The 24,673-nt window shown below is 66.2% G+C and carries 25 protein-coding genes; 11 read left to right on the forward strand and 14 right to left on the reverse strand.

The window, feature by feature from the left end:
* Window positions 1–253 precede the first annotated feature (253 nt).
* Together H7A85_RS08165 and H7A85_RS08170 are read left to right on the forward strand one after the other, a co-directional pair.
* Window positions 254–1,180: a manganese catalase family protein gene (locus tag H7A85_RS08165; RefSeq protein ID WP_182085419.1), complete on the forward strand. Its 927-nt coding sequence runs from the start codon at window positions 254–256 to the stop codon at window positions 1,178–1,180.
* Between the two features lie 76 nt (window positions 1,181–1,256).
* Window positions 1,257–1,703 carry a DUF2383 domain-containing protein gene (locus tag H7A85_RS08170; RefSeq protein WP_182085420.1) on the forward strand — a complete coding sequence of 149 codons (447 nt, stop codon included), beginning with the start codon at window positions 1,257–1,259 and terminating at the stop codon, window positions 1,701–1,703.
* Between the two features lie 17 nt (window positions 1,704–1,720).
* Here H7A85_RS08170 and H7A85_RS08175 read toward each other — a convergent pair whose 3' ends face one another.
* From H7A85_RS08175 to H7A85_RS08205, 7 genes are all read right to left on the reverse strand, one after another.
* Complete coding sequence (locus H7A85_RS08175) at window positions 1,721–2,887, reverse strand: D-alanyl-D-alanine carboxypeptidase family protein (RefSeq protein WP_182085421.1); 1,167 nt, start codon at window positions 2,885–2,887, stop codon at window positions 1,721–1,723.
* A 91-nt stretch (window positions 2,888–2,978) separates the two neighbouring features.
* The gene (locus H7A85_RS08180) at window positions 2,979–4,796 is read right to left on the reverse strand and encodes an ATP-binding cassette domain-containing protein (RefSeq protein ID WP_182085422.1); all 1,818 of its coding nucleotides are present in this window, start codon (window positions 4,794–4,796) and stop codon (window positions 2,979–2,981) included.
* Between the two features lie 18 nt (window positions 4,797–4,814).
* Window positions 4,815–5,720: a LysR substrate-binding domain-containing protein gene (locus H7A85_RS08185; RefSeq protein WP_182085423.1), complete on the reverse strand. Its 906-nt coding sequence runs from the start codon at window positions 5,718–5,720 to the stop codon at window positions 4,815–4,817.
* A 365-nt stretch (window positions 5,721–6,085) separates the two neighbouring features.
* Entirely contained in the window at window positions 6,086–9,238 is a 3,153-nt protein-coding gene (locus H7A85_RS08190) for an efflux RND transporter permease subunit (RefSeq protein WP_182085424.1), read from the reverse strand.
* Window positions 9,235–10,506: an efflux RND transporter periplasmic adaptor subunit gene (locus tag H7A85_RS08195; RefSeq protein WP_182085425.1), complete on the reverse strand. Its 1,272-nt coding sequence runs from the start codon at window positions 10,504–10,506 to the stop codon at window positions 9,235–9,237. The genes H7A85_RS08190 and H7A85_RS08195 overlap by 4 nt, the downstream gene beginning before the upstream one ends.
* 329 nt (window positions 10,507–10,835) lie before the next feature.
* Complete coding sequence (locus H7A85_RS08200; protein WP_182085426.1) at window positions 10,836–12,389, reverse strand: PRC-barrel domain-containing protein; 1,554 nt, start codon at window positions 12,387–12,389, stop codon at window positions 10,836–10,838.
* A 126-nt stretch (window positions 12,390–12,515) separates the two neighbouring features.
* On the reverse strand, window positions 12,516–12,680 hold the full coding sequence (locus tag H7A85_RS08205) for a DUF1328 domain-containing protein (RefSeq protein WP_182085427.1): 165 nt from the start codon (window positions 12,678–12,680) through the stop codon (window positions 12,516–12,518).
* Window positions 12,681–12,835: 155 nt separating this feature from the next.
* On the opposite strand from H7A85_RS08205, the gene H7A85_RS08210 reads away from it, so the two are divergent.
* The gene (locus tag H7A85_RS08210; protein WP_182085428.1) at window positions 12,836–13,744 is read left to right on the forward strand and encodes a diacylglycerol kinase family protein; all 909 of its coding nucleotides are present in this window, start codon (window positions 12,836–12,838) and stop codon (window positions 13,742–13,744) included.
* On the opposite strand, the gene H7A85_RS08215 is transcribed toward H7A85_RS08210, so the two are convergent.
* The 6 genes from H7A85_RS08215 to H7A85_RS08240 all read right to left on the reverse strand — a co-directional run bounded on the left by H7A85_RS08215 (window position 13,741) and on the right by H7A85_RS08240 (window position 16,184).
* Window positions 13,741–14,067: a hypothetical protein gene (locus H7A85_RS08215; protein ID WP_182085429.1), complete on the reverse strand. Its 327-nt coding sequence runs from the start codon at window positions 14,065–14,067 to the stop codon at window positions 13,741–13,743. The genes H7A85_RS08210 and H7A85_RS08215 overlap by 4 nt on opposite strands.
* A 22-nt stretch (window positions 14,068–14,089) precedes the next feature.
* Window positions 14,090–14,344, reverse strand: a complete 255-nt coding sequence (locus tag H7A85_RS08220) for a hypothetical protein (protein ID WP_182085430.1) — start codon at window positions 14,342–14,344, stop codon at window positions 14,090–14,092.
* A 173-nt stretch (window positions 14,345–14,517) separates the two neighbouring features.
* Entirely contained in the window at window positions 14,518–14,967 is a 450-nt protein-coding gene (locus H7A85_RS08225) for a hypothetical protein (protein WP_182085431.1), read from the reverse strand.
* A gap of 11 nt (window positions 14,968–14,978) precedes the next feature.
* A complete protein-coding gene (locus H7A85_RS08230) occupies window positions 14,979–15,323 on the reverse strand; it encodes a DUF883 family protein (RefSeq protein WP_182085432.1) in 345 nt (114 codons plus the stop codon).
* A 102-nt stretch (window positions 15,324–15,425) separates the two neighbouring features.
* Window positions 15,426–15,977 (reverse strand): sigma-70 family RNA polymerase sigma factor, encoded by a 552-nt coding sequence (locus tag H7A85_RS08235; protein ID WP_182085433.1) that lies wholly within the window; start codon window positions 15,975–15,977, stop codon window positions 15,426–15,428.
* A 6-nt stretch (window positions 15,978–15,983) separates the two neighbouring features.
* A complete protein-coding gene (locus tag H7A85_RS08240; protein WP_182085434.1) occupies window positions 15,984–16,184 on the reverse strand; it encodes a NepR family anti-sigma factor in 201 nt (66 codons plus the stop codon).
* A 293-nt stretch (window positions 16,185–16,477) separates the two neighbouring features.
* Between H7A85_RS08240 and H7A85_RS08245 the strand changes: the two genes are divergently transcribed.
* From H7A85_RS08245 to H7A85_RS08265, 5 genes are all read left to right on the forward strand, one after another.
* Window positions 16,478–17,269: a response regulator gene (locus H7A85_RS08245; protein ID WP_182085435.1), complete on the forward strand. Its 792-nt coding sequence runs from the start codon at window positions 16,478–16,480 to the stop codon at window positions 17,267–17,269.
* Window positions 17,270–17,534: 265 nt separating this feature from the next.
* Window positions 17,535–18,500, forward strand: coding sequence for a PAS domain-containing sensor histidine kinase (locus H7A85_RS08250; protein WP_182085436.1), 966 nt, complete (start codon window positions 17,535–17,537; stop codon window positions 18,498–18,500).
* Between the two features lie 163 nt (window positions 18,501–18,663).
* Window positions 18,664–18,954 (forward strand): hypothetical protein, encoded by a 291-nt coding sequence (locus H7A85_RS08255; protein WP_182085437.1) that lies wholly within the window; start codon window positions 18,664–18,666, stop codon window positions 18,952–18,954.
* A gap of 84 nt (window positions 18,955–19,038) precedes the next feature.
* Window positions 19,039–19,320 carry a glycine zipper domain-containing protein gene (locus H7A85_RS08260; RefSeq protein WP_182085438.1) on the forward strand — a complete coding sequence of 94 codons (282 nt, stop codon included), beginning with the start codon at window positions 19,039–19,041 and terminating at the stop codon, window positions 19,318–19,320.
* 85 nt (window positions 19,321–19,405) lie between these two features.
* Window positions 19,406–19,696 (forward strand): hypothetical protein, encoded by a 291-nt coding sequence (locus tag H7A85_RS08265; RefSeq protein WP_182085439.1) that lies wholly within the window; start codon window positions 19,406–19,408, stop codon window positions 19,694–19,696.
* A gap of 73 nt (window positions 19,697–19,769) precedes the next feature.
* Here H7A85_RS08265 and H7A85_RS08270 read toward each other — a convergent pair whose 3' ends face one another.
* Window positions 19,770–20,501, reverse strand: coding sequence for a HugZ family protein (locus H7A85_RS08270; protein WP_182085440.1), 732 nt, complete (start codon window positions 20,499–20,501; stop codon window positions 19,770–19,772).
* Between the two features lie 106 nt (window positions 20,502–20,607).
* Between H7A85_RS08270 and H7A85_RS08275 the strand changes: the two genes are divergently transcribed.
* From H7A85_RS08275 to H7A85_RS08285, 3 genes are all read left to right on the forward strand, one after another.
* Window positions 20,608–21,777, forward strand: coding sequence for an Mrp/NBP35 family ATP-binding protein (locus tag H7A85_RS08275; RefSeq protein ID WP_182085441.1), 1,170 nt, complete (start codon window positions 20,608–20,610; stop codon window positions 21,775–21,777).
* 103 nt (window positions 21,778–21,880) lie between these two features.
* The gene (locus H7A85_RS08280) at window positions 21,881–23,476 is read left to right on the forward strand and encodes an ABC transporter substrate-binding protein (protein WP_182085442.1); all 1,596 of its coding nucleotides are present in this window, start codon (window positions 21,881–21,883) and stop codon (window positions 23,474–23,476) included.
* 138 nt (window positions 23,477–23,614) lie between these two features.
* Window positions 23,615–24,622 carry an ABC transporter permease subunit gene (locus H7A85_RS08285; RefSeq protein WP_182085443.1) on the forward strand — a complete coding sequence of 336 codons (1,008 nt, stop codon included), beginning with the start codon at window positions 23,615–23,617 and terminating at the stop codon, window positions 24,620–24,622.
* Window positions 24,623–24,673 lie beyond the last annotated feature (51 nt).

Here is a 24,673-nt window from a genome sequence, read left to right on the forward strand (position 1 = left end):
AAACAGCACGGACCGCGGCCGGACCCATGGGATGGGCCGGCGATGGCGCTCGTCTAAAGATCCGGTTCGGGATGAAAGCGGGCGCAGCGCAGACGCGGCAGAACGACGCCTATATCGCGATTTCCCGCGTCCGCGTCAAGCCATGCGGCGCGCGGGGCTGAAACGTGTGGTCGCACAAGCATTCCATGACGGAACCGCGTGGTTTGCCCGCTGTTGCGCTTGAACATTCAACGGACCGGAAGGGACCGCTCCCATGTTCATGCGCGTCGACAAGCTGCAGGCCAACCTGCCGCCGCCCAAGAAAGCCGATCCGAACGCCGCCGCCGCGCTTCAGGAGCTTCTGGGCGGCAAGTACGGCGAGATGTCCACGCTCGGGAACTACATGTTCCAGAGCTTCAACTTCCGCTCCAAGGACAAGCTGCGTCCGTTCTACAGCCTCGTCGCCTCGATCACCGCCGAGGAACTCGGTCACGTCGAGCTCGTGACCAACGGCGTCGCCATGGTTGCCAACGGTCCGGACAAGGCGAACGGCGACAAGGGCGACGGGGGCGACATTTCCGGCGCGCCCTTCGGCGACATGAAGGACATGCGCTCGGCGGCTGCCTTCCTGTCCCATGCCGGCGGCGGCGTGCCGGTGGATTCCAACGGCATTTCGTGGAACCAGGGCTTCGTCACCACCACGGGTAACGTCGTGGTCGATCTCCTCCATAACTTCCACCTCGAATGCGGCGCGCGCCTCCATAAGCTGCGCGTCTACGAGACGGTGAGCGACGCGACGAGCCGCGAGGTCTGCGGCTATCTCCTGGTGCGCGGCTCGGTTCACGCCCATGCCTATGCGCTGGCGCTGAAGAAGATCACCGGCGTCGATCTCGACAAGTTCCTGCCGACGCCGAACATTCCCTTGTCCAAGATCCCCGAATGCCAGAAGTATTTGGACGAAGGCTCGCACCGGCGCCTCTACACGTTCTCGCCGAACGACTACCGCGAGATGGCGGGCATTTGGGGCAATGGCGAGGTGGCGCTTCCCGACGATCCCCCGGGCGAGCTGGAGGTCGTGGACGGCATGCCGGAAGGCGGCAAGATCCACCAGCTGACCGGCGTTCCCTCCGCGTTTACGCCGGACTACGCGCCGGAGGAAATGTTCGAGATTGCGGAGAAGCTCTACAAGGCTTCACGCTAAACGCCTCTGCGGGTCCCTCGGAACGTGGGACCCGCTCTTTTTTCCAAACCGTAGAACCTTCAAGGGGAGGGGACCCATGGTCACCACCGTCGGCACCGAATCCACGTTCGACAAGCTCGTCCAGAATCTTCTGATCCTGGAGCACGACGCCATTGCCGCCTATCAGGCGACGATCGATCGGCTGGAAGACGCGACGTTCAAAACGAAGATCGCGGAGTTCAAGGGCGACCACGAGCGGCATGTCGCCGAATTGACGAAGCTCGCCGGGCAGATCGGGGTCAAGGCGCCGAAAGAAGGCGATCTCAAGGAATATCTGACGACGGGCAAGGTCAAGCTGGCCGCGCTCGTCGGCGACAAGACGGTACTGAAGGCCATGTCGACCAACGAGATCGAGACCAAGATGGCCTACGATCACGCCGCCAAGAACACGGTCGCGAGCCCGGAAGCCCGCACCTTCTTCCAAAGCGCGTTTGCCGACGAGGATCGGCACAAGAGCTGGATGGACGCGGCCGCCGCCGGCTGAGCGGGGTTCGTCTCAGGTTACCGGAAGTAGCCGGTGATCTGGTCCTGCATGCGCTGGAAGAACCCGGCCTGCTCCACGGCCTGCGCGGCATAGAGCGGCTCCTCGCGAACCACCTGGCCGTCGCGCGTGATTTTCATCTGCGCGACGCGGCGGCCCTCCGGCACCGGCGCCTCGATCGTGCCCACCGGCACGATCTCGGTCTGATAGGGTGAGCCGGTTCCGCGCGGCTCGATGAAGCGGATCTCGCCCGCCGCGCGCACGGGAACGCTGGCCGCGACGCCGCCCGATACGGCAACCTCGCCCGCCGTCTCGTCGCCCTTGAGGATCACGACGTTCTCGAAGCCGCGAAGCCCGAGCGTCATCAGGGCACGCGCTTCCGAAGCCCGCTCGTTGACGCTCTTCATACCCGTCATCGAGAACACGATGCGCCGGCCGTTCTCGTCCTTGGCCGAGGCGACGAGCCCGTATCCGGCTTCCGCCGTGTGCCCCGTCTTCAAGCCGTCGGCGCCGAGGCTCAGGAGCGGATTGCGCGAGCGCTGCTTGATGCCGTTGAAGGTGAACTCCTCTTCGGAGAACAGCGGATACTGTTCGGGATAGGTGCGGATGATGTGGGCGGCGAGCGTCACGAGATCGCGCGCCGAAACGCGCTGGCCGGGGTCGGGCAGCCCGTGCGGATTGGCGAAGTGCGAATGCGTCAGCCCGAGTTCCTGCGCCTTGCGGTTCATCATCTCGGCGAAAGCCGGCACGCTGCCGGCGATCCCTTCGGCGATGACGATCGTCGCGTCGTTGCCGGACTGGATCGCGATGCCCTTGATGAGGTCGGCGACGCTCACCTGCGAGTTCAGCGGCAAGAACATGGTGGAGCCGCCGGACGCCGCGCCCCCGGTGCGCCACGCGTATTCCGACACGGGGAACGTCTCGTCCATGCGGATCGCGCCGCGCTTCAGCTCGTCGAAGACGATCAGGAGCGTCATCAGCTTGGACAGACTCGCCGGCGGCACTTCCTCGTCGGCGTTCTTCTCGAAAAGGGTCGTGTTCGTATCGAAGTCGAGGAGCACGGCGGCGCGCGCCGCCGTCTCGAATGCGTGGCTGGGGAGGGCGGTGGTGCCGAGGAGTCCGAGCCCGAGCGCAAGGGAAAGAAGCCAGCGCCGAGGAAGCCGTGAGTGTCGCGCCGCGTTGGTCATGTTTCTGCTCCTCGTCTTGGCCGCCCATCGTCGCCGATAAGGTTAATTCCACCACACCAGACTGGAGTGAACGAGGAGTGAACGCGGGGCGTCAACCCTCGAGTTCGGCTTTCAGCATTTCCAGCTCCAGCCATTCGTCCTCCGCCTTGGCGAGCGCGCCCCGGTTCGCCTCGATCATCTCAGCGAGCTTGGCGAAGCGATCCGGGTTCTTGGAGAAGAGAGCCGGATCGGCCATCTCCGCCTCGGCCTTGCCTATCGCAGTCTCCAGCTTGGCGATCTCCTTCGGCAGGTTTTCCAGCGCGAACTTCTGCTTGAAGGAAAGCTTGGTGCTGGCAGCCGATGCGGAAGGCTTTGCGCCGGGGGAGGGGGCGGCGCGACTCTTGTCCGCCTTGGCTTCCCGCTTCGCCTCGGCCTGCGCGCCTCGTTTCTGCGCGGCCATGTCGGAATAGCCGCCGGCATATTCCAGCCAGTGCCCATCCTGTTCCGGTGAGATGACGCTGGTCACCGTGCGATCGAGGAAGTCGCGGTCGTGGCTGACGAGGAGGACCGTGCCGGGATAGTTGGCGATCAGCTCCTGGAGAAGGTCCAGCGTTTCCATGTCGAGGTCGTTGGTCGGCTCGTCCAGCACGAGGACATTGGCGGGTGTCGCGAGGGTCTTGGCCAGAAGCAGGCGCGCCCGCTCCCCGCCCGACAGGTTGCCGACCGGCGTGCGGATCTGCTCGGGCTGAAACAGGAAGTCCTTGAGGTAGCCCGCGACATGGCGCGGCTCGCCGTTGACCATGACCTGATCGCCGCGCCCGTCGGTGAGCGCTTCGGACACTGGCAGGTCGTCGCGAAGGCTCGCGCGCTTCTGGTCGAGAAAGGCGAGGTCGAGATTGGTGCCGAGCCGCACCGAGCCGGAATCCGGCTCGGTCTCGCCGATCAGCATCTTGAGGAGCGTCGTCTTGCCGGCCCCGTTCGGACCGACGAAGCCGACGCGGTCGCCGCGCTGGATGCGGGTCGAGAACCCATTGACGAGAACGCGCTCGTCGTAAGCCTTGGCGAGGTTCTTCGCCTCGATCACCAGTTTGCCGCTTTCGCGGGTGTCGCCGACCTGCATCTCCACCGTGCCGACAGCGCGGCGCGCGTTCTTCCGGTCGGCGCGCAACTGGTGAAGGCCGGCGAGGCGCCGCTCGTTGCGCGTGCGCCGCGCGGTGACGCCGTAGCGTAGCCAGTGCTCTTCGCGCACGATCTTGCGGTCGAGCTTCTGGAGATCGCGCTCCTCTTCCTCCAAGACCTTGTCGCGCCAGCCTTCGAACGCGCCGAAGCCCTCCTCGATGCGGCGCACCCGGCCGCGGTCGAGCCAGACGGTGGCGCGGGTCGTGCGTTCCAGGAAGCGCCGGTCGTGGCTGATGATCACGACGGCGGAGCGGATCGACGCAATCTCCTCCTCCAGCCATTCGATGGTCGGCAGGTCGAGGTGGTTGGTCGGCTCGTCGAGAAGGACGACGTCCGGCTCGGGCGCGAGCACGCGGGCGAGCGCCGCGCGCCGCGCTTCGCCGCCCGACAGATCGTTCGGCCGCGCGTCGGCGCGAAGGCCGAGGCCGTCGATCAGGCGCGTGACGCGATAGGGATCGTCGGCGGGCCCGAGGCCGGCGGAAACATAGGCCTCGACGCTCGGCGCGTCGCCGAAGTCCGGCTCCTGCGCGAGATAGCGAATGGTGGCGCCCGGCTGGCGGAACACCTCGCCGCCGTCCGCCTCCACCGTTCCAGCAGCGATCTTCAGAACGGTCGATTTGCCCGAGCCGTTGCGCCCGACAAGCGCGATGCGGTCGCCCGGCAGAACGCCGAGCTCGATATCGGCCAGAAGCGGCGTGCCGCCGAAGGTCAGGCGAACGCCGTCGAGGCGCAGAAGCGGAGGAGGAGCCATGGGGGCGCTTCTAGCCTATCACGCTCGGGCAAGGGAAGGCTGCGGGAAGTGGGGAAGCAGCCATTCGCGGAAGGCGCGAATCTTCGGCACATTGCGCCGCGCCTCGGGATAAACGAGATAGTATCCGCGATCGATCGGGTAGAGAGCTTCGAAGGGCTGGACGAGACGGCCCGCCGCCACTTCGTCGGCGTAGAAAAGCGGCGTCAGCAGGGATGCGCTTTGGCCCGCGAGCGCAGCCATGGCTTCGAGGTCCTGGCTGCCGAAATCCGAGCCGCGCTCTTTCGGCGCTTCGGACGAGGCGACGCCGACCATGTCGAACCACAGTTTCCACCAGGGATGAGCGGCGTTGGTCAGGGGAAAGCGCAGGAGATCGCACGGCTTTTGCGGAATGCCGCCGAAGCGTTGGGCGAGCGCCGGGCTGAGCATCGGCGTGAAGTCGACGGGTACGAGGAGATGGGCCGTCAGTCCCCGCCAATTCCCGTCGCCGGCGCGGATGGCGAGATCGACGGGTTCGCGTTCGAAATCCACGATCGCCCGTGTGCTCGTCAGCTGCACCGCCGTTTCGGGATGGAGGATCTGGAACGAACCGAGATGGCGGGCCAGCCAATAGCTCGCAAAGGTCGGCACGGAACTGATCGATAGGATACCGGCGGACGAGTCCTGAAGATCCGCGAAGGCGGCCGCCAATCGATCCAACGCCTTGGTGCATTCGCCGGCGAAGCGCGAGCCGTCCGGCGTCAAGGCCACGCCGCGTTTGGCCCTTTGAAAAAGCGGGTTCCCCACGCGCTCTTCCAGCACCTTGATCTGATAGCTGACCGCCGCCTGCGTCATGCCGAGTTCTTCGCCCGCCCGAGTGAAACTCAAGTGACGCGCGGCGGCCTCGAAGGCGCGCAGAGCCGATAGCGGGGGAAGCGAACGGGCCATGATGCATAAGATCTCCTTATCTATCATGGCGGAGTTTCGATTGGATCGGCAAGCCCTCCGCACCGCACACTCACAGGGCTTACAGACCCGAATCGAGACCTTCCGATGCGACACGTCGCCCCTCACGAGTTCGACAAATGCTTGCCCCTGAGGTCCCCAATCGGGCGTGCGACCTGGCGGGATCGCCTGGCGACGTGGTGGAGGCGTCTCGGATGGAATGGGGCCGCCCTGCCGGAGGTGCTTCGGGCCGATGTGGAGCCCGGTCGCCACCGCGCCCGCCCCGTTCGCGGCCGCGCGGAATGGGAGCGTCGGCTCTAGCCCACCGCCCGAATGGAGGATCGGGTGGCGCTTCGCCTCGTCGATCGCTACTCGGCCGGCGCGACCGATCCGTGCCCCTTGCCCATCGCTTCGGCCGCAACCAGATCGCGCCGGAGCGCGGCTTCGCGCTCCGTGCTGGGCTTGGTGAAGCGGGCGAGCGCCAGATAGGCGACGGGCGTCAGGAAGAGCGTGGCGACCGTGGCAAGGCCAAGGCCACCGACGATGACGTAGCCGAGCGAGACGCGCGCTTCCGAGCCCGCCCCTTCGGAGAAGATCAGCGGCACACCGCCGACAATGGTGGCGATCATCGTCATCATCACCGGGCGAAGGCGGATGTTGGCCGCGCCCTCGATCGCCTCGCGCACGCCGAGACCTTCTTCGCGAAGCTGGTTGGCGAACTCGACGATCAGAATGCCGTTCTTGGCCATGATTCCGACGAGGAGCACCAGCCCGATCTGGCTGTAGAGGTTCAGCGTCTCGCCGAAGAAGTCCATCGCGTAGATCGCGCAGGCGACGCCGAAGGGGACTGTCGCGATGATGATGAGGGCCGAAACGAAGCTTTCGAACTGAGCTGCCAGAACCAGGAACACCACGACGATCGCAAAGCCGAAGACGAGGACGAGACCGCTCGAAGTTTCCTCCAGCGTCGCGGCCTCGGCGAGCGGCACCGTGCGGATGCCGTCCGGCAGTCGCTCGGCGGCGAAAGCGCGCGCCGCATCCCAAGCTTCCTGAATGGCGAAGCCCTGCGGCAGGTCGGCCGACATGGCGACGGAGCGCGATTGATCCTCGCGCGACAGGGTCGGGGCGATCGCCTGTTCCCGGATGGTCGCGATCGAGGACAAGGGGACGAAGCGGCCGTCGCCGGTTTTCAGGAAGATGTTGGCGAGATCGCCGGGATCGTTGATCGGCTGCGAGGTGGAGATGATCTGGATGTCCACGGCGCGGTCGTCGACATAGGTCGTGCCGATCTCACGCCCGTCGAGAAGCGACTGCATGGCCGACGCCAGCCCGTTGATGTCGATCCCGAGATCGGAGGCTCTTGCACGGTCGATCTCGACGGTGAGCTGGGGCTGCGTCGTGTCGAAGGCGAGCTGGACGCGGCCCCAGCGCCCGTCGGCGTTCATCGCCTCCTCCAGCGAGGTCGCGGCGTCCGACAGCGCCTGATAGGTCGGGCCGACCAGCGCGAACTGGAGGCCGCGCCCGCCGCCGCGAATGCCGAGCGAGTTGGGCTGGACGACGCGCGCCTGGACGCCGGGAATGTCGGCGAAGGCGCGGTTGAGCTCGGCCGCGATCTCCTGCTGGGGGCGCTCGCGCCGGCCCCAGTCGGCGAGCGTCAGGACCATGAAGGCGGAGTTGCCGGTGCCGGTGCCGATCCGCGCGAAGACGCCGGTCGCCTCGCCGCTCTCGATATAGGGCAGGACGATTTCCTCGACGCGGCGCATCTGCGCGTCCGTATAGTCGAGGCTGGCGCTTTGCGGCGCGGAGATGCTCATGAGGACGCTGCCTCGATCCTCGCTCGGCGTCAGCTGCTGGGGCAGGTTGCCGAAGGAGATCACAGCCCCGGCGGCGAAGACGGCCGAGGCGACGACGACGGCGAGCGGATAGTTCAGCGCGCCCCGCAGGAGAAAGGCATAGACGCCGCCAAGCCAGGCACCGAAGCGCGTGACGGCGCGGCGCAAGGGGCCGGGTTTGGCTTCCGCCCGCTCTTCCCCCAACATGGTGGCCGCCAGCATCGGGCAGAGGGTGAGTGCGATGAAGGCCGACAGCGTGACGGAGATCGCGAGCACGAAGCCGAACTCGCGGAACAGGCCGCCCGCGATGCCGGGCAGGAAGGAGATCGGAATGAACACGGCCGCCAGCGTCGCCGTGGTCGAGATCACCGCGAAGAACACCTCGCGCGTGCCGAGGACGGCGGCTGCCTGCACCGACATGCCCATGCCGCGCCGTCGGATGATGTTTTCGAGGACGATGATCGCGTCGTCCACCACCATGCCCGTCGCCAGCACCAGGGCGAGGAGCGTGATGATGTTGACGGAGAAGCCGACGAGATAGATGCCGGCGACCACCCCGATGAGGGCGATCGGAATGGTCAGCGTCGGGATCAGCGTCGCGCGCCAGTTCATCAGGAAGGCGTAGATGACGGCGATCACGATCGCGATCGCCAGCACCAGCGTCAGCTCGACCTCGTGAATCGAGCCGTTGATGAAGGTCGCCTCGTCCGAGGTGACGATGACGCGCGTGCCCTCGGGCAGGGACGTGTTGAGCTCGGCCACCGCCGCGCGCACCCCTTCCGAGATCGCCAGCGTCGAGGAGCCCGCCTGCCGGATCACGCCGAGCCCGATCCCCGTCTGGCCGTTGACGCGGGTGATGGAGGCCGCCTCGTCCGGTCCGAAGCGGATGGAGGCGACGTCGCGAAGGCGGGTTCGATCGTTGAGAAGGACGGCGCCGAAGGCGTCCGGCGTCGACAGGCCGGCATCGGCGCGCACGACGAGGTTCTGGCTCGGGGACTGGAGCGAGCCGGCGGGTTGGTCGAAGGCGGCATTGGAGAGGGCGGTGGAGACGTCGCCGAGCGTCAGCCCGCGCGTCGCCAGCTCGTCCGGCCGGACGTCGACATAGACGAGCCGCTGGCGCTCGCCCGACAGATCGACGTCGGCGACGCCTTCCACCGCCGCGATGCGATCGGCGATCCGGTCGTCCACCAGCGTGGTGAGGTCCTCGATGCGCAGCGTGCTCGACAGGACGGCGAGCCGCATGATCGCGTCGGCGTCGGCGTCCGCCTTGACGATGCGCGATTCGTCGGCGTCGTCGGGAAGCTGGTTGGCGATGCCCGCCACCGCGTCGCGGATGTCGCTCGCCGCGACGTTGAGGTCGGTCGCCTCGGTGAACTCCACGGTCACCTGGCTGCGGCCGAAGCGCGAGGAGGACGAGATCGACGCGATGCCCGGCACGCGCGCGACGGCGCTCTCGATATCGCTCGTCAGCTGCCGGTCGACGACCTCGGCCGATGCGCCCTCGAACGTCGTCGAGACCGTGATCACCGGGCGATCGACATTGGGAAGCTCGCGGATCTCGACCGCGTTGAAGGCGGCGAGCCCCGCCACGATGATCAGGAGGTTGATGACGATCGTGAAGACGGGCCGGCGAATGAACAGCGAGGTGAGCGCCGTCAGCCCATCCGGCTTGGAGGGCGACCCGCTCAACGCGCCACCCCTTCGCCGGCGCTACGGGCGGCGGCCCCCGCTTCGGCCCGACGGCCGTTGTCCGGGTTGCTGGATGCGGTCGGTGGCCCCTCCGGCTCGGCCGGCGCACCGTCGCTCGCGCCCTCCCGCATGCGCACCGTGCCGCCTTCGCGCAGGAGCTGGACGCCCTCGGTCACCACCGTATCGCCCCGGCGAAGCGTATCGGAGGCGACGAGAACGCTGTCGACGTTGCGCTCGATGATGGAGATGGGCGCCTTGGCGGTGGTGGTTCCTTCCACCACCCAGACGAACGGACCACTGCGCTGCCATTGGACGGCCAGCGGATTGACGGCCAGAAAAGGCTGGCCCTCGAAGCCGATATCCAGCGAAAAGGACATGCCGGGGCGCAGGCGATCACCGACGTTTTCGATCGTCGCCTCGACGCGAAGCGTGCGGCTGGCCTGATCGAGACGGCTGTCGAGCGCCGTCACCGTGCCGGGATAGGTCTCGCCGGAGCGGGTGGAGGGCGTTGCCGTCAACGGATGGCCGATCGCAAGCTGGGAGGCGAAGGCTTCGGGTGCGTCGAACAGGATGCGCAGCTTGGAGCGATCGTCCACCGTCGCGATCAGGGTGGAGCTGTCGATCAGGGCGCCGATGTCGAGATCGTTGATCCCGACATGCCCGGAGATCGGCGCGGTGATGCGGCGCTTGTCGAGAGCCACTTCTGCCGATCGGAGGTCGAGGCGCGCGGCGTCGCGAACGCGCCGCACATCTTCCAACTGGACGGAGGTGATGGAGGAGCCCGCGGAGACGAGGGTCTCGTAGCGCTTCAGCTGCTCCTCGGCGGCGGCAAGCGAGATGCGGGCGCGATCCACCGCGATCTGCTCGGCATCGTTGCGAAGGGTCGCAAGGGTCGCGCCGGCCTCCACCGCGTCGCCGGAACGAAAGTCGAGCGAGGTGAGAATGCCGCTGGCGTCGGGGCGCAGCGCCACCGTTCGGAACGCCTCGCCCGAGCCGATGGCGCGCAGCCGGTCTCGCGTGACCTGCTCTTCCACCTGCTGGACCGCGACGAGCGGCGCTTCGCGCCCGCCACGCCCGCCGGTCCGCGTCGCGCCGACCTTGGGCTCGTCGTCGGCTGGGGACAGCCACGAGACGGCGGGCCGCAGCGAAGCGGGCAGGCGTTCATCGGCCAAGAGGTATCGGCCGGGCATGTGAGACAGGTGGATCCACAATGCCCCGGCCGCGAGAAGGACCAGGACGGTGACGCCGATCTGTCGGAGAACTGCCATGAAGGCCCTTGCCGCTCTGCCGACGGAATGATCCGCCGGATGCCGTTCCGATAGGACCGGGACATTTCGTCGGGGTTGTGGCCGCCTCGCTCCCCGTCTTGCGATCGGATGACGTGACGGCTGCCGCAGAAACGACCGATCGATAAAAACTCCCCGTCCGGCCGGGGGCGGACGTCATGGGAAGCCTAACCGACAGGGAAACATTCTACGCCATAATTTTTGGTAAGGAACTCTGACCTTCTCTGCCCCAAACGCAAGAAAGCCCGCCATTGCGGCGGGCTTTCGCTGGGCACTCGCCGCAACGAGCGGCGATCACATCGATGAGAGGATCACTGCGCGGCGGGCGCCGCCGGGATATCGCCGGGGTTGGCGACGCGCATCTGGTCGCGGTTCTGAGCGTAGCTGTCGCGGTTGTACTCAGGTGCGTTGCGAAGCTGGTCCTGTGTGAACTGGGTGGTCAGCGTCAGCGTACCGCCGGAGTCGCGCATGAACTGGAGGTTGTCCATGGCCACTGCCACCGGCTTGGCGCCGATGCCCAGGAACCCGCCGACATCCACGATCACCGCGTCCACCTGACCCTGCGGGGTCAGAGCGATGTCGCCGATCGAGCCGATCGTCTGGTTTTCCGGCCCGTAGACCGAGGTGCCGATCAGATTGTCGGCCGTCAGGTCCGCGCCGGTGACAGGCGAGCCGACGTCCGTCGCAGGAGCGGTGCCGCCGGTGGACGCGGTGGATTCGCCGGTGGCGACGCCCGTTCCGGTGGCGGCCGTATCATTGGCTGCCATGCCGGTTCCCGCCGCCATCCCGGCCGTGCCGGCGGCCATGCCGGTCGTGGCGGCGCCCGTCTCGCCCGTCGTCGTCGCGGTGGTGTTGGCGGCGACTTCGTTGCGGTCGCCCTCATCGAAGGTCGGCGCGTTGGTCAGCTGTTCCTTCGTGGCGGCCAACGTCGCGCGCGGCTCGCCGTTGGCGTCCGCCGCCATCGCGATGTTGTCGAACGGAACGCCGACATCCTTCTCGCCGATGCCGAGGAACCCTCCGACACCCACCAGAACCCCATCGATCTGACCGTTGGCGGACAGGACGAGATCGTTGATCTTGCCGATATTGTCGGCGTCCGCAGCCGGGCCGGAATAGACGTTGTCGCCGATCAGGTCGCCGGACAGGAACTGATCGGTTCCCAGCGTCGCGATATACTCGCCCGAACCTGCCGTCGTGCCCGCGGCGCTAGTGGCCGGCGTCGTCGTCGCAGCCGCCATGTCGCTCGACGGCGCGGCGGCCATTCCGCCCGAGGCGGCCGGGGCCATCGCGTTCGTTTCGCCGGCCGGCGCCATCGTGCCGGTGGTCGCGGCCGTGCCGCCTGCGGGGGCCATGCCGCCCGCCGGTGCCGTGGCCGTCTCGTTGACCGCGAAGGCGGGCGCCGCCGTCAACTGCTCGCGGGTCGCCGTCAGCACCGCGCGGAGCGCGTTGTTTTCGCCGGTGGTCCATTCGATCTGATTGTAGGGAACGGCGACCGTCTTCGACTGGTCTCCGAGGAACGAGCCGGTGTCGATCACGGCGGCGACCACCGTGCCGTCCGCGCCGACCACGAAGTTCTCGATCTCGCCGGCAGTCTCGGCGTCGGCCGCGCTGGACGCATAGACCGTGGACCCGTCGAGATCGGTGGCCAGATGCTGATCAGCCCCCAGCGAAGGAAGATAGGCGATATCGGCCGTCGCCGCGCCCGCGTCGGTGGACTGCATGCTGCCGGTCTGCGTGCCGGCGGCAGGCGCCATGGCACCCGTCGCGGGCTGCTCTGTGGTGGCCGGAGCCGTGGTCGTCTGCGCGAAGGCACCGGTGGCCAGAACGCCGGCGATCGCCGTCGTGGCGAGAAGTCTGCGGACCATGTGATGATCTCCCAACGAGATTGAAGATACCGCCCGACCCCTCGTGAAGGCAGCCGGCCATTGGTGAGGGAACATGAACTTGCCGCTTCGGTTCCCCCGGAATTCTTTGAAAACGCCGATGTGAACTCAGGCGAATGCGAGAACGCCGAAGAACAGAAGGAGCAGGATGCCGACGAGAACGACGAGGATCAGGACCTTCGCGATTCCGGCTGAAACACCGGCCACGCCGCGAAATCCCAGAAGACTGGCGATGGCGGCGACGATCAGGAGAATGACGATCCATTCGATCATGGGCGAGGTCCTCACGGCACGAAACGGGAAACACTGGCCGCGCAACGGAGACGAGCTCCTTCCGGTTCCAGCAGATCCTTTGTCCCGGTGCCCATTTCCCCGGCCGCGGGAACGCGCCATATGCACGGGGATCAACCCGGAGCATTCGTCACGCGATGAGAGTTCACGCCATCCTGAACCGCGACGGCGGCACGCTCCGAACCGCCGACCTCAACCTCCTCGAGACGGTGATCCGCGACGAGTTTCGCCTGCATGGCCACGAGATCGAGGTGGCGCTGTGCGGGGGCGACGAGATGGGGGATCAGATCGCGGCGCAGGCGAAGCGCGGGGATCTCGACGTCTTGATGGTCGGAGGAGGGGACGGGACCGTGTCCTCGGCGGCTGCCGCCGTGGCGGGAACGCATATCGCGCTGGGCGTTCTGCCGGCGGGCACGATGAACCTCTTCGCCCGCTCGATCCGGATACCGCTCGGGCTGGGCGAAGCGGTGAAGGCGCTCGCCAACGGCCGCGTGACCGAGGTCGACATCGCCAGCGTCAACGGAAAGTATTTCGTCCACCAGTTCGCCGTCGGCATGCATGCGCGCATGGTCCGCACGCGTGAGAAGCTCGAATACGGCTCGCGTTTCGGAAAGATGTGGGCGAGCGTTCGCGCCGTGGTGACGGCGGCCAAGTCGCTGCCCTTCGTCAACCTGACGATGGAAATCGATGGACGGATGAGGACGATCCGCACGCCGGCGGTCGCGATCTCCAACAACATCTACGGGGACGGGCATCTGCCCTATGCCGACGACCCGCGCGGCGGCCGGCTCGGCATCTACATCATGCGGTCCAACACCCGTGCCGCGGCTCTGAAGGTGACGGTGGACATGATGCGAGGCGCCTGGAAGGACAGCCAAAAGTTGACCGTTCTCACCGCCGCGGAACTGAACATCGATCATCACGGCGCAAAGGCCGAGAATCGCTCGGTGATGGATGGCGAACTCACCGAACTCGCGCCGCGGTCAAGGGTTCGCATCCACCCTCGCGGCCTGCGCGTGCTCGTGCCGGACGACGTCGATATCTAAAAGCGCGAACCGCGAACGGGCTCGGAACTCTCGCCTTGTCCCGCCTCGTCGTCCTCCGAATGGTCGGCGTAGTCGTGGCCGCCGTCCGCCAGAAGCGAGAGCGCGTCGAAGAAGCGCGACTCCAACGGTTCGTAGGGGCTGGCCCTGTCCTCACCGTTGGCGGCCGCGATGTCGTCGAGCGCGCTTTGCACGTATTCGCGCTTCTGCTCGATCGTCAGATGGGGATCAGCCATGATCTCGTTCAGCCGGTCGAGATCGGTCCCGTCTGTTTCAATAGGGGTGGAAACGGGGGCCGCGGCGGACGAAGGCTTGGTGTCGGACATCGCTTGGGCCCCCTTGTCGAGTTCAGTTCGAGTTCGCGGTGCCGGGAGCGGGCGTGCTCGGCGCGACCGTTCCGGTCTGCGAGTTGGCCGGTGTGGCGGGTGCGGTGCTGGCGCCCGAGTTCGCGGCGCCGCCGATGTTCTGGTCCGGCTCGGTGCTCGAAAATACGCCGAGGCCCAGCGCGACCACCACGCAAAGCGCCAGCGCTGCGATCAGGACGTAGAGGACGGGGCGACCCGTGCGGCCTTGGCGGGCTCGGTCGGTACGCAGTTCGGCCATGAAACACACTCCGGTTGTCGCGCCGCGGTGCGGCCTCTGGACAGGTAAAGTCGTCGCCACGCGAAACGATCCCGTTCGGAAGGGCAACGAGGCAAAACTTTTGGTGAAACGATAAGGGGCGCATCCTCGCGGACGCGCCCCTCTCTCGTCGGATCGCTGGGGTCTTCGAGGTGTCAGCCCCGCCAGCCTCGATCCTGGTAGCCTTGAAAGACCCGGAACAGCCCCCAGAACGAAAACGCCGCCACCGGGAGGAGGAGGAGCGACTTGCGCCGGCGGATGCTCGTGAACAGGAGCGGCATGTTCGACACGGCCGCGATCGAGGCGATGGAGGCCACGTCGCGTTGCATCCGGTCCGCGGCGCGCTGCTTGGGCGGACGGCGGGCGATGACGAGGAAGATATAGACCGCGATTAACGCCACGAGGCAGCCCACCGCGAACCCGATCGCCGTCGCCAGGACGCCGTAGCTCTGGGCCAGCCATACGAAGAGCGCGAGAAGCAGGAACCCCAGCATGGCCAGGGCGAAGATCGCCATGATCGCGTAGATCGCGACGATCGTGCGCAGGCGGGCGAGAAAGATCGATGCCTCGCCCGTGAAAAGCTTCGTGATGAGCTGGGTGATCATGGATCGGCGGATCAGTTCTTGAAGAGGCGGGCGTAGACGTAGCCGACCGCCGCCGCGATCAGGATGCTCTTGATCGGCTCGGCGCGCACGCGCTCGCTGATCTCCTCTTCGAACTCGCCTACCGTCTCCTGCGCCTGGCGAAGGTAGCGTTCGCCGCGGTCGCGAACGTCGTCGCGGAGCGCGAAGGCTTGCTGACGCGCGCTTTCGGCGCGGCTGCCGGCGATCGACTTCAGTGAGTCGGTCACGCCCGCCACGTCCTCGCGCAGCTTGGCGATCTGCGCCTCGAGATCGGCGCGCGTGGCGGCGGCATCATCCTGGGAAGCCTCGGAGAACTCGCCGGAACCGGTGTTGGACATCGATCGATCCTTTCTGACTTTGGGTTTGCCGGACGAAGCCGGCGATGCGGGGATGTTGGAGCCGCCGGCCGACGCGGGTCGGCGGCTCGCAATGGACTTGCCTCAGGCCGCCGGGGCGACGCCGATGATCTGCGAGGAGATGGAGTCGGGGCCGAACTCGCCGTCCCCCTCGATCCCGAGAAGGTCGGACATCCGGGTCCGGGCGCGCGACACGCGGCTCTTGATCGTACCCACCGCGCATTTGCAGATGTCGGCCGCTTCCTCGTAGGAGAAGCCGGAGGCGCCGATCAGGATCAGCGCCTCGCGCTGGTCGTCCGGCAGCTGGTCCAGCGCCTTGCGGAAGTCCTGCAGGTCGAGATGGCCCTGCTGCTCGGGATGGCCGGCGAGCTGCATCGCGTGGATCCCGTCCACGTCCTGAACCTCGCGGCCCTTCTTGCGCATCTGCGTGTAGAACTCGTTGCGCAGGATGGTGAAGAGCCAGGCCTTGAGATTGGTGCCGGGCTGAAACGTGTGCTGCTTGTCCCACGCCTTCACCAGCGTTTCCTGGACGAGGTCGTCGGCGCGGTCGAACGAGCCGGCCAGCGAAGCGGCGAAGGCACGCAGGTTGGGAATGATGGCGATCAGTTCCCGGCGGAAGTCGGTATCCTGTGCCATGACGGGTCAGTTCCCTCCATCGCGCTTGGCCTCGGCGGCGTCGAGCGCGTCGAGCAGCGACAGGAACCGATCGGGAACCGGCTCGCTCGCCACGTCGTCGTAGTACGCCTTCAGCCGGCGCCCGATCGCCGAGGATGTTCCCAGTTCGGGCTGGCCGATCTCGGGCTGGGATGGGGAAGGGCTGGTATCGGGGCTCGTGCCGGACATGACGGGATCTTTGTTTCTCGGGTCTTCCATTCCACCTCTCGCCCTCCAGCGGCGGGCGCCGGACCCCGGCGCCTTCTCGCTAGATGTAGGCAGCGCGCGTCTTCGCAAGAGCATCCTGTCGCATCCGGAAATGTTGTGCGCGAAGGGTCTAGCGTTTCCTGCCTCATGCCTTACTTAGGGCTGCGTATGCGATTTCCACCCGGCCCCAGCGGATTCACGCTGGACGTCCGGCGGCTCGCACGGACAAGATGATGGCCGAGTCGTGAGGCTCGGAAAGCTACGAGGGAATGTTCATGTCGATGTCCTCGCGCATTGCGCCGCATATCCCGTATCTCCGGCGGTATGCACGTGCTTTGAGCGGTTCGCAGTCCTCCGGCGATGCGTATGTCGCAGCTGTTCTCGAGGCGCTGATCGCCGAGCCGAGCCTGTTCGACACGCAGGAAAGCCCTCGAATCTCGCTCTACAAGCTCTTCTCCTCCCTTTGGCAGTCTGTGGAAGTGAACGTGCGCGAGGACGCGCCGGTTTCCGCGTGGGAGGAAAAAGCCTCGCGCAATCTGCGCGGCATCTCCCCCCTGCCGAGGCAGGCCTTCCTGCTCGTGGCGGTGGAAGGCTTCACCACCGACGAAGCGGCGCATATCCTCGGCGTCGGCGAGAGCGATTTCTCCGATCTGATCAGCCAGGCCAGCACCGATATCGGCCGTCAGGTCTCGACCAACATCATGATCATCGAGGACGAGCCTCTGATCGCGATGGACATCGAGCAGATGGTGGAAAGCCTCGGCCATGGAGTGACGGGCATCGCGCGCACCCACAAGGAGGCGATCACCCTCTTCGAGCAGCAGAAGCCGGGCATGGTTCTGGCCGACATCCAGCTCGCCGACGGCTCGTCGGGGATCGACGCGGTCAACGACATTCTCGCCAAGGTTTCGGTGCCGGTGATCTTCATCACCGCCTTCCCGGAGCGGCTCCTGACGGGCGAGCGCCCGGAGCCGACCTTCCTCGTCACCAAGCCGTTCAATCCGGACATGGTGAAGGCGCTGATCAGTCAGGCGCTGTTCTTCGAGACGGAGCGCGAAGCAGCCTGATCCCGCTCGGCGACGTGACGGGGTGCCCTCTCGCATCCCGTCGCAAAGCCGGGAACAAACCCTTGGGCAGCCCGTTGCCGCTGAGGCCGCAAGGGCGGGCGCCATGCAGGCGCTCAAGGGTACGGAAAGGTTTGCGCATCATGAGCGGAAGACGAAGCGGAGCCGAGCCGGGTGCCCGTTTTGGCGACGTCTTTCGATCGGCGTTCCCTCCCATCGCAGCGTCAGGGGGAGGGGTTCGGCCTTTCGGCTATCCGAGTGCGGTGTCATGGTAGCATACAAGGCGCTGAAAGCGCTCGCGAACACCGAGATGACGCTGTTCGCGCAGGATCTCGAACTTCGATATCTTTGGCTTTTCAACGCGGAAGGCTCTTGGTTGGCGGATGCCAAGACGGGCGACTCCGACCATGATTTCCTTCCCGTGCCGGCTGCCGAGAAGGCCAAGGCGATCAAGTCCGAGATCTTGAAGTCGGGCGCGCCGGTCCGGTTCGAGCTTCCCATCCTCAGTGGCGACAATGGACGTTGGTTCGACGTTCGCGTCGACGTGGACCGCAACGACGAAGGCGAGATCATCGGACTGATCGGCACGTCCGTCGAGATCACCGACCAGAAGCGGCGCGAGGACACGCTGAAGACACTCCTTCGCGAGGTCGCGCATCGTTCGAAGAACCTGCTCGCCATCATCCAGAGTCTTGCCAGCCAGACTGCGCGCCATTCGGTGACGGTGCCGGAATTCCTGGTGCGTTTCCGCGGCCGGATCCAGTCGTTGGCCTCCTCGCAGGATATTGTGACCGATACGGACTGGCGCGGCGCCGATCTCTTCAGCCTCGTCACCATGCAGGTCGAGCGCTATGCGCCCGACGGGATGGACCAGATCCGCTTCGAGGGCGTTGACGTCTACCTTTCGCCAACGGCCGCGCTTCATGTCGGGCTGGCTCTCCATGAACTCGCCGTGAATGCGGCCTCGTATGGTTCGCTTTCGGTGCCGGGCGGTCGCATCGCCATCGCTTCCACGTTGGAAACCAAGGAAGGCCAGACGTCGCTCATCCTGCGCTGGCAGGAATCCAACGGGCCGCGGGTTCGCGTCGACTACGATCCACGCTTCGGAACTTCGACGCTGGAGCGCATCGTGCCCAATTCCGTCGGCGGTGAGGCGCGGCTGGAATACCGGCCGGACGGCATCCAGTATTGGCTCCGCGTCCCGCGCAACCAGTTCGAGCTCGTCGACGACTGATCGGTCTCGCGGCTCGACGAAACCCTCCCGCAAGTCGCGGCCTTCATCCCGAAATCGGCGCGACATCACGCCGAAAATCCTGCCCGCCATTCTTGCCCCATTCGATCCGCCGGAACCCTGAGGGAGGCTGGCGGGTTTGTGGAGGACGGAAAGGATCGGTCCCATGGAACACGTCGCGGCTCTGATGCTCTTGGTAGGATGCTCGTCGGATGCATCCGTCTGCACGCAAATTGCCGTGCCGCAGCCGATCTATCGCAGCGTGGCGGAATGCGAGAGCGCCATGCCGCTGGCCCAGCGTTTTTCGGCGACCTACGACCGCAAGGTCGTGGGAACCTGCACAGGACTGAGCGCGGCCGAACTTGAAAGCTCGCCCTCGGTGGAATGGGCGGTCAGCCGCTCCGGCCGGTTGAGCGTGATGCTGACCGATCCTCCGGCGCTTCTCGCCTCGCGCTGATAGGGCGAGCCTCGTCCGATCTGGACGCGAAGGGTGCCCGTGCTATCTAGCGTCGCGGGACACGCTTCTGAGGAATTGCATTTCATGAGATCGATGATCATGGCCGCCGTGGCGGCAAGCACGTTGGCACTGACCGGTTGCCAGTCGGTGGATCGCAACGTCGCGGTGCCGGCCGGCATCGGTGCGCTCGGCGGCGCGGCGATCGGCGCGGGCATTTCGGGCAACGCGCGCGGCGCTCTGATCGGTGCGGCGGTCGGCGGCGCCGGTGGTGCGCTGCTGGGCGCGGCGACCAACCGCCCGGGCCAGTGCGTGTATCGCGACGGCCGTGGCCAGCGCTATTACGCCGAATGCCCGGCCGGCTACTGACCCACCGGACAATGCATGGGAAGGCGGCGGCTTCTGCCGGCGCCTTCCCCTCCTCCCTAGCGCCGGCTGGCGGGCAAGCTTTCGAATGATGGTCGATCCTCGCACATCTCCCGCACGAAACACGCGTCGGCTCGCCTGGGCCTGCGTCTTGTCCGTGCTGGCCCTGTCCGGTTGTCAGTCCGATCTGGCGCCTGCGGTGTTCGGCTTCGGATCGGGCGGTGTTTCCACCTACGCTCCCGGCACGCTTCCGGTCGTCGAAGCGCATCCCGGCGATCGCCTGATCGGGCGCTCGGGAACGGAGCGCGGGCGTTGCATCTTTGAAAACGCCGCGGGCAACCGGTTTCGCGCCGATTGCCCGGATGGGTTCTCGTTGTAACGGGGGCATCTTCCTTTCCGAGCGAACTGGAGCGCCGTCTGAGAGCTGTCGCTTCGACCGCATGGTCTAACCATTAAGCCTGAGACCGAGCTTTTATCTCCCGGATCGCCACTTCGAACTGCGCCCTCGTCGAGACAGGCGTGGAGAAGTCCACACGCTCGATTGCTCCGTCCCGTTCGAGGTTCAGCCCTTCCGCATCGATCGAAACCACGCGGATCGGGGCGGCGTCGGACGCAGCGCCGGTTAGTGCCGTTTCGGCGAAGCACCGCAGCGCCTCCTCTTCTTGCAAGATTTCGACGGGCATATCGCGGCGGAGGTCCTCGGGACCCATCCGGTAAGCCCGAGCGAAGCCGGCGTTCAGGAGGCCGGCAGCGATTTCCACTCGCAAGAACGCGAAGTCCGCGAAACCGACATAGAGCGATGCGGACGGGTGCCGCGTGAGGAAACGGCGCGATATCCGTTCATACGCTTCGTCCTTCGTGTCGATCGTCCATGCTCGCCCTTGGAGAGCGAGGCGGGGCTGACGCAACGGGTCGCCGTCGCCCGGTTCGCCTACCAGAAGCGAAAGGCGGTTGTCGGTGGCGATCGCTCGCGTATGGGCGGAAAGCTGCGAAAGAAGAAGGATCGGCGCACCGTCGAGATCGGTGCCGAGAAGAACGCGGGCCGCGAGCGGGAAACCATCGTCGGGGTCGAGGCAGCCGAGCACCGCGTGTCCGACGCCGCGCACGAGGCGGCGGGCCAGCGCGCGTGCCTGATCGTCGGGCGGCAGATGGGGGGATGTCGGCGGTGAACCGGTGTCCGCCATATGGTGATCTCTCCCCTTCGCGAGGAAAATTCCCTATCTGCAGGAGCCAAGGCAAACAAGCATGGCGCGCCGGCTTGGGTCAAAGCGCAGGAAACGGAGCCCGACGATGGACGATGCCAAGCGGCGTATTCTCGACATCCTGGAAGACATGCCCGCGCCGGGGGGCGGAAACGTCGTGTCGCGCGGCATGGTCTCGGACATCTTCATCGCCGATGGAAAAGCCTTCTTCTCCTTGAGCGTGCCGGCCAGCGAGGCCGACCGCTTCGAAGGCTTGCGGCAAGAGGCGGAACGCCGCGTGGCGAGCGTTCCGGGCGTCCAGAGCGCGATGGTGGCCCTGACCGCCGAGCGGCGCGGCGCGGGCATCGAGACCCGGGCGCCGGCCGCGCGTCCCCCCGCAGCGCCGCCGCGGCGTGATCCGCCCCCGCCGCCCAGCGCCCCTCCCGCCGCTCCGCAGGCGCGCAGCGCGCGCCAGGACGTGTCGGGTGTCGCGCGCATCGTGGCCGTTGCGAGCGGCAAGGGCGGCGTCGGCAAGTCCACCACCGCCGTCAACCTGGCGCTCGCCTTCCGAGCCCTCGGCCTGCGCGTCGGTTTGTTGGACGCTGACGTCTACGGCCCCTCCGTGCCGCGCCTTCTCAACCTTCGCGGCAGGCCGGAAACGGTGAACGGGCGAACGATCCGGCCGATGGAAGCCTATGGCCTCAAGGCCATGTCGATGGGCTTCCTGGTCGACGAGGACACGCCGATGATCTGGCGCGGGCCGATGGTGATGTCGGCTCTCAACCAGATGCTGCGCGAGGTGGAATGGGGCGAACTCGATATCCTGGTGGTCGACATGCCGCCGGGCACAGGCGACGCGCAGCTGACCATGGCCCAGCAGGTGCCGCTGGCCGGCGCGGTGATCGTGTCCACGCCGCAGGACCTCGCCTTGATCGACGCGCGCAAGGGGCTGGCCATGTTCCGCAAGGTCGAGGTGTCGGTTCTGGGCATCGTCGAGAACATGAGCTACTTTATCGCGCCCGATACGGGAACGCGCTACGATATCTTCGGGCATGGCGGCGCGAGGGCCGAGGCCGAACGTCTGGGCGTTCCGTTTCTGGGCGAAGTGCCGCTGGAGATGACGATTCGCGAAAGCTCGGACGCTGGTGCGCCCGTCACCGCGACCGACCCGCAGGGACCGCACGCGAAAATCTATCGCGACGTGGCGGAGCGGACGCTCGCGTCAATCGAGGCAGCCAACGCAGCGTCTCGCAAGGCACCTAAAATCGTTTTCGAGTGAAGAATCAAAATAGTCTCTTGCATCATGGCGAGGTTATGGTCGAAAAACGCGCTTCCGACGGCGATGCAGCCGTCTTAGGCACGTTCATGGGAGAACGCGTTTCATGGGTCTGACCAAGAAGCTCCTGGCGGCGACGGCGATCGTCCTCGCGCTCGGGTCCGCCGCTTCGGCGAAAACCTTCGTCTTCTGCTCGGAAGGCTCGCCCGAGGGCTTCGATCCCGGCCTCTACACGGCTGGAACGACGTTCGACGCCTCGGCGCATCCGGTGTTCAACCGGCTGGCCGAGTTCAAGAAGGGCACCACGGAAACCGAGCCGGGCCTTGCGGAAAGCTGGGAAGTTTCGGACGACGGGCTCCAGTACACGTTCAAGCTGCGCCCGGGCGTCAAGTTCCACTCCAACGCCTCGTTCACGCCGACGCGCGACATGAACGCCGACGACGTCGTGTTCTCGTTCGACCGTCAGGCCAATGCCGAGAACCCCTGGCACCAGTACGTGTCGGGTGCGTCGTGGGAGTATTACTCCTCGATGTCGATGCCCGACATCGTGAAGACGATCGAGAAGATGGACGACATGACCGTCCGCTTCACCCTGAACGAGCCCTATGCGCCGTTCATCGCCAATGTCGCGATGCCCTTCGCCTCCATCGTCTCGAAGGAATACGCCGACAAGCTGGCTGAAGCCGGCAATCAGGCGCAGTTCAACCAGCAGCCGATCGGCACCGGACCCTTCCAGTTCGTCGCCTACCAGCCCGACGCGGTGATCCGCTACCAGGCCTTCGCCGACTACTGGAACGGCAAGCAGCCGATCGACGACCTCGTCTTCGCCATCACCAAGGACGCCTCCGTGCGCCAGCAGCGCTTGGCGGCCGGCGAGTGCCATCTGATGGCCTATCCGAACCCGGCCGACGTGCCGGCGCTCCAGCAGAACGCCGACCTCAAGGTCGACGAGCAGGAAGGCCTGAACGTCGGCTACTTCGCCTACAACACGAAGCAGGCGCCGTTCGACAAGCCGGAAGTGCGCCGCGCGCTCAACATGGCGATTGACAAGGACGCCATCGTCCAGGCCGTCTACCAGGGCGCCGGGCAGAAGGCCAAGGCGCCGATCCCGCCGACCATGTGGAGCTATAACGACCAGCTCGTGGACGACAAGTACGACCCGGAAGCGGCCAAGAAGATGCTGGACGAAGCCGGCGTCAAGGACCTTTCGATGAAGGTGTGGGCGATGCCCGTGTCGCGCCCCTACAACCCGAACGCCGCGCGCATGGCCGAGCTGATCCAGGCGGACTTCGCCAAGGTCGGCGTCAAGGTCGAGATCGTCACCTACGAGTGGGGCGAGTATCTCGAGCGCTCCAAGGCGGAAGACCGCGACGGCGCCGTGCTGCTCGGCTGGACGGGCGACAACGGCGACCCGGACAACTTCCTGGCGGTTCTTCTCGGCTGCGACGCGGTGGGCAACGCCAACCGGGCGCAGTGGTGCAACGAGGACTTCAACAAGCTGATCCTCGAAGCCAAGACCAAGCCGACGCAGGACGAGCGCGCCAAGCTCTACGAACAGGCGCAGGTCATCTTCAAGGAGCAGGCGCCCTGGGCGACGATTGCCCATTCGGTGGTCTACGTCCCGATGCGCAAGAACGTCACCGGCTTCGTGCAGAGCCCGCTCGGCGACTACACGTTCGACGGCGTCGACATCACCGAGTAATCGGCTCGAATCTCATCCGGGAAAGGGGAGCGGCACCACGCCGTTCCCCTTTTCGTTTGGACGGAATCGCGGTTTCCGGTACGGTTCCGTCATCAGTCGCCCATGTGCGGCATCAGGACCCTCAGAGGCCCATACTTCATGTTTCGCTTCATCGTTGCGCGCTTCGGCGTCCTCGTTCCGACCTTTGTCGGCGTGGCGATCGTCGCCTTTTCCTTCATCCGCCTCCTGCCGGGCGATCCGGTCACGCTGATGGCGGGCGAGCGCGGCATCTCGGCCGAGCGCCATGCGCAGCTGACCGCCGCGCTCGGCTACGACCAGCCGCTGCCGATCCAGTTCTGGCACTATCTCGTCGGTCTGTTCGGGGGCGACTTCGGCACCTCGATCGTCACAAGGCGACCGGTTCTCACCGAGTTCATGACCCTGTTTCCGGCGACCGTCGAGCTGTCGCTCTTCGCCATCCTGATCGCGGTCGCGCTCGGCGTGCCGGCCGGTGTCTTCGCGGCCGTGAAACGCGGCTCCTGGGCGGACCAGACAATCATGGGAACGGCGCTCGTCGGCTACTCCATGCCGATCTTCTGGTGGGGCCTCCTCCTCATCATCCTGTTTTCGGGAACGCTCGGCTGGACCCCGGTTTCGGGCCGCATCTCGCTTCTCTACTTCTTCCCGCCGGTCACCGGCTTCATGCTGATCGACAGCCTCCTTTCCGGACAGGCCGGTGCCTTCAAGTCGGCGATCAGCCATCTCATCCTGCCGGGTGTGGTTCTGGCCACCATTCCGCTCGCCGTGATCGCGCGCCAGACGCGCTCGGCCATGCTGGAGGTGCTGAGCGAGGACTACGTGCGCACGGCGCGCGCCAAGGGACTGCGAGCCAATCGCGTCATCGGCATCCACGCCTTGCGCAACGCCCTCATCCCCGTGGTGACGACGATCGGCCTGCAGATCGGCGTGATGATGGCGGGCGCGATCCTGACCGAGACGATCTTCTCCTGGCCGGGCATCGGCAAGTGGATGGTGGATTCGGTGTTTCGCCGGGACTACCCGGTGGTGCAGGGCGGCCTGCTCCTGATCGCCATCGTGGTGATGGTGGTCAATCTCGTGGTCGATCTTCTCTACGGCCTGATCAATCCTCGCGTTCGAGCCCGGTAGGAGAGACCGCATGTCCCATATCGAAGCTCAGGAAGCGGAAGCCGGCGTCGG

Source organism: Aureimonas sp. ME7 (assembly GCF_903970965.1).
Taxonomy (GTDB): Bacteria; Pseudomonadota; Alphaproteobacteria; order Rhizobiales; family Rhizobiaceae; genus Aureimonas.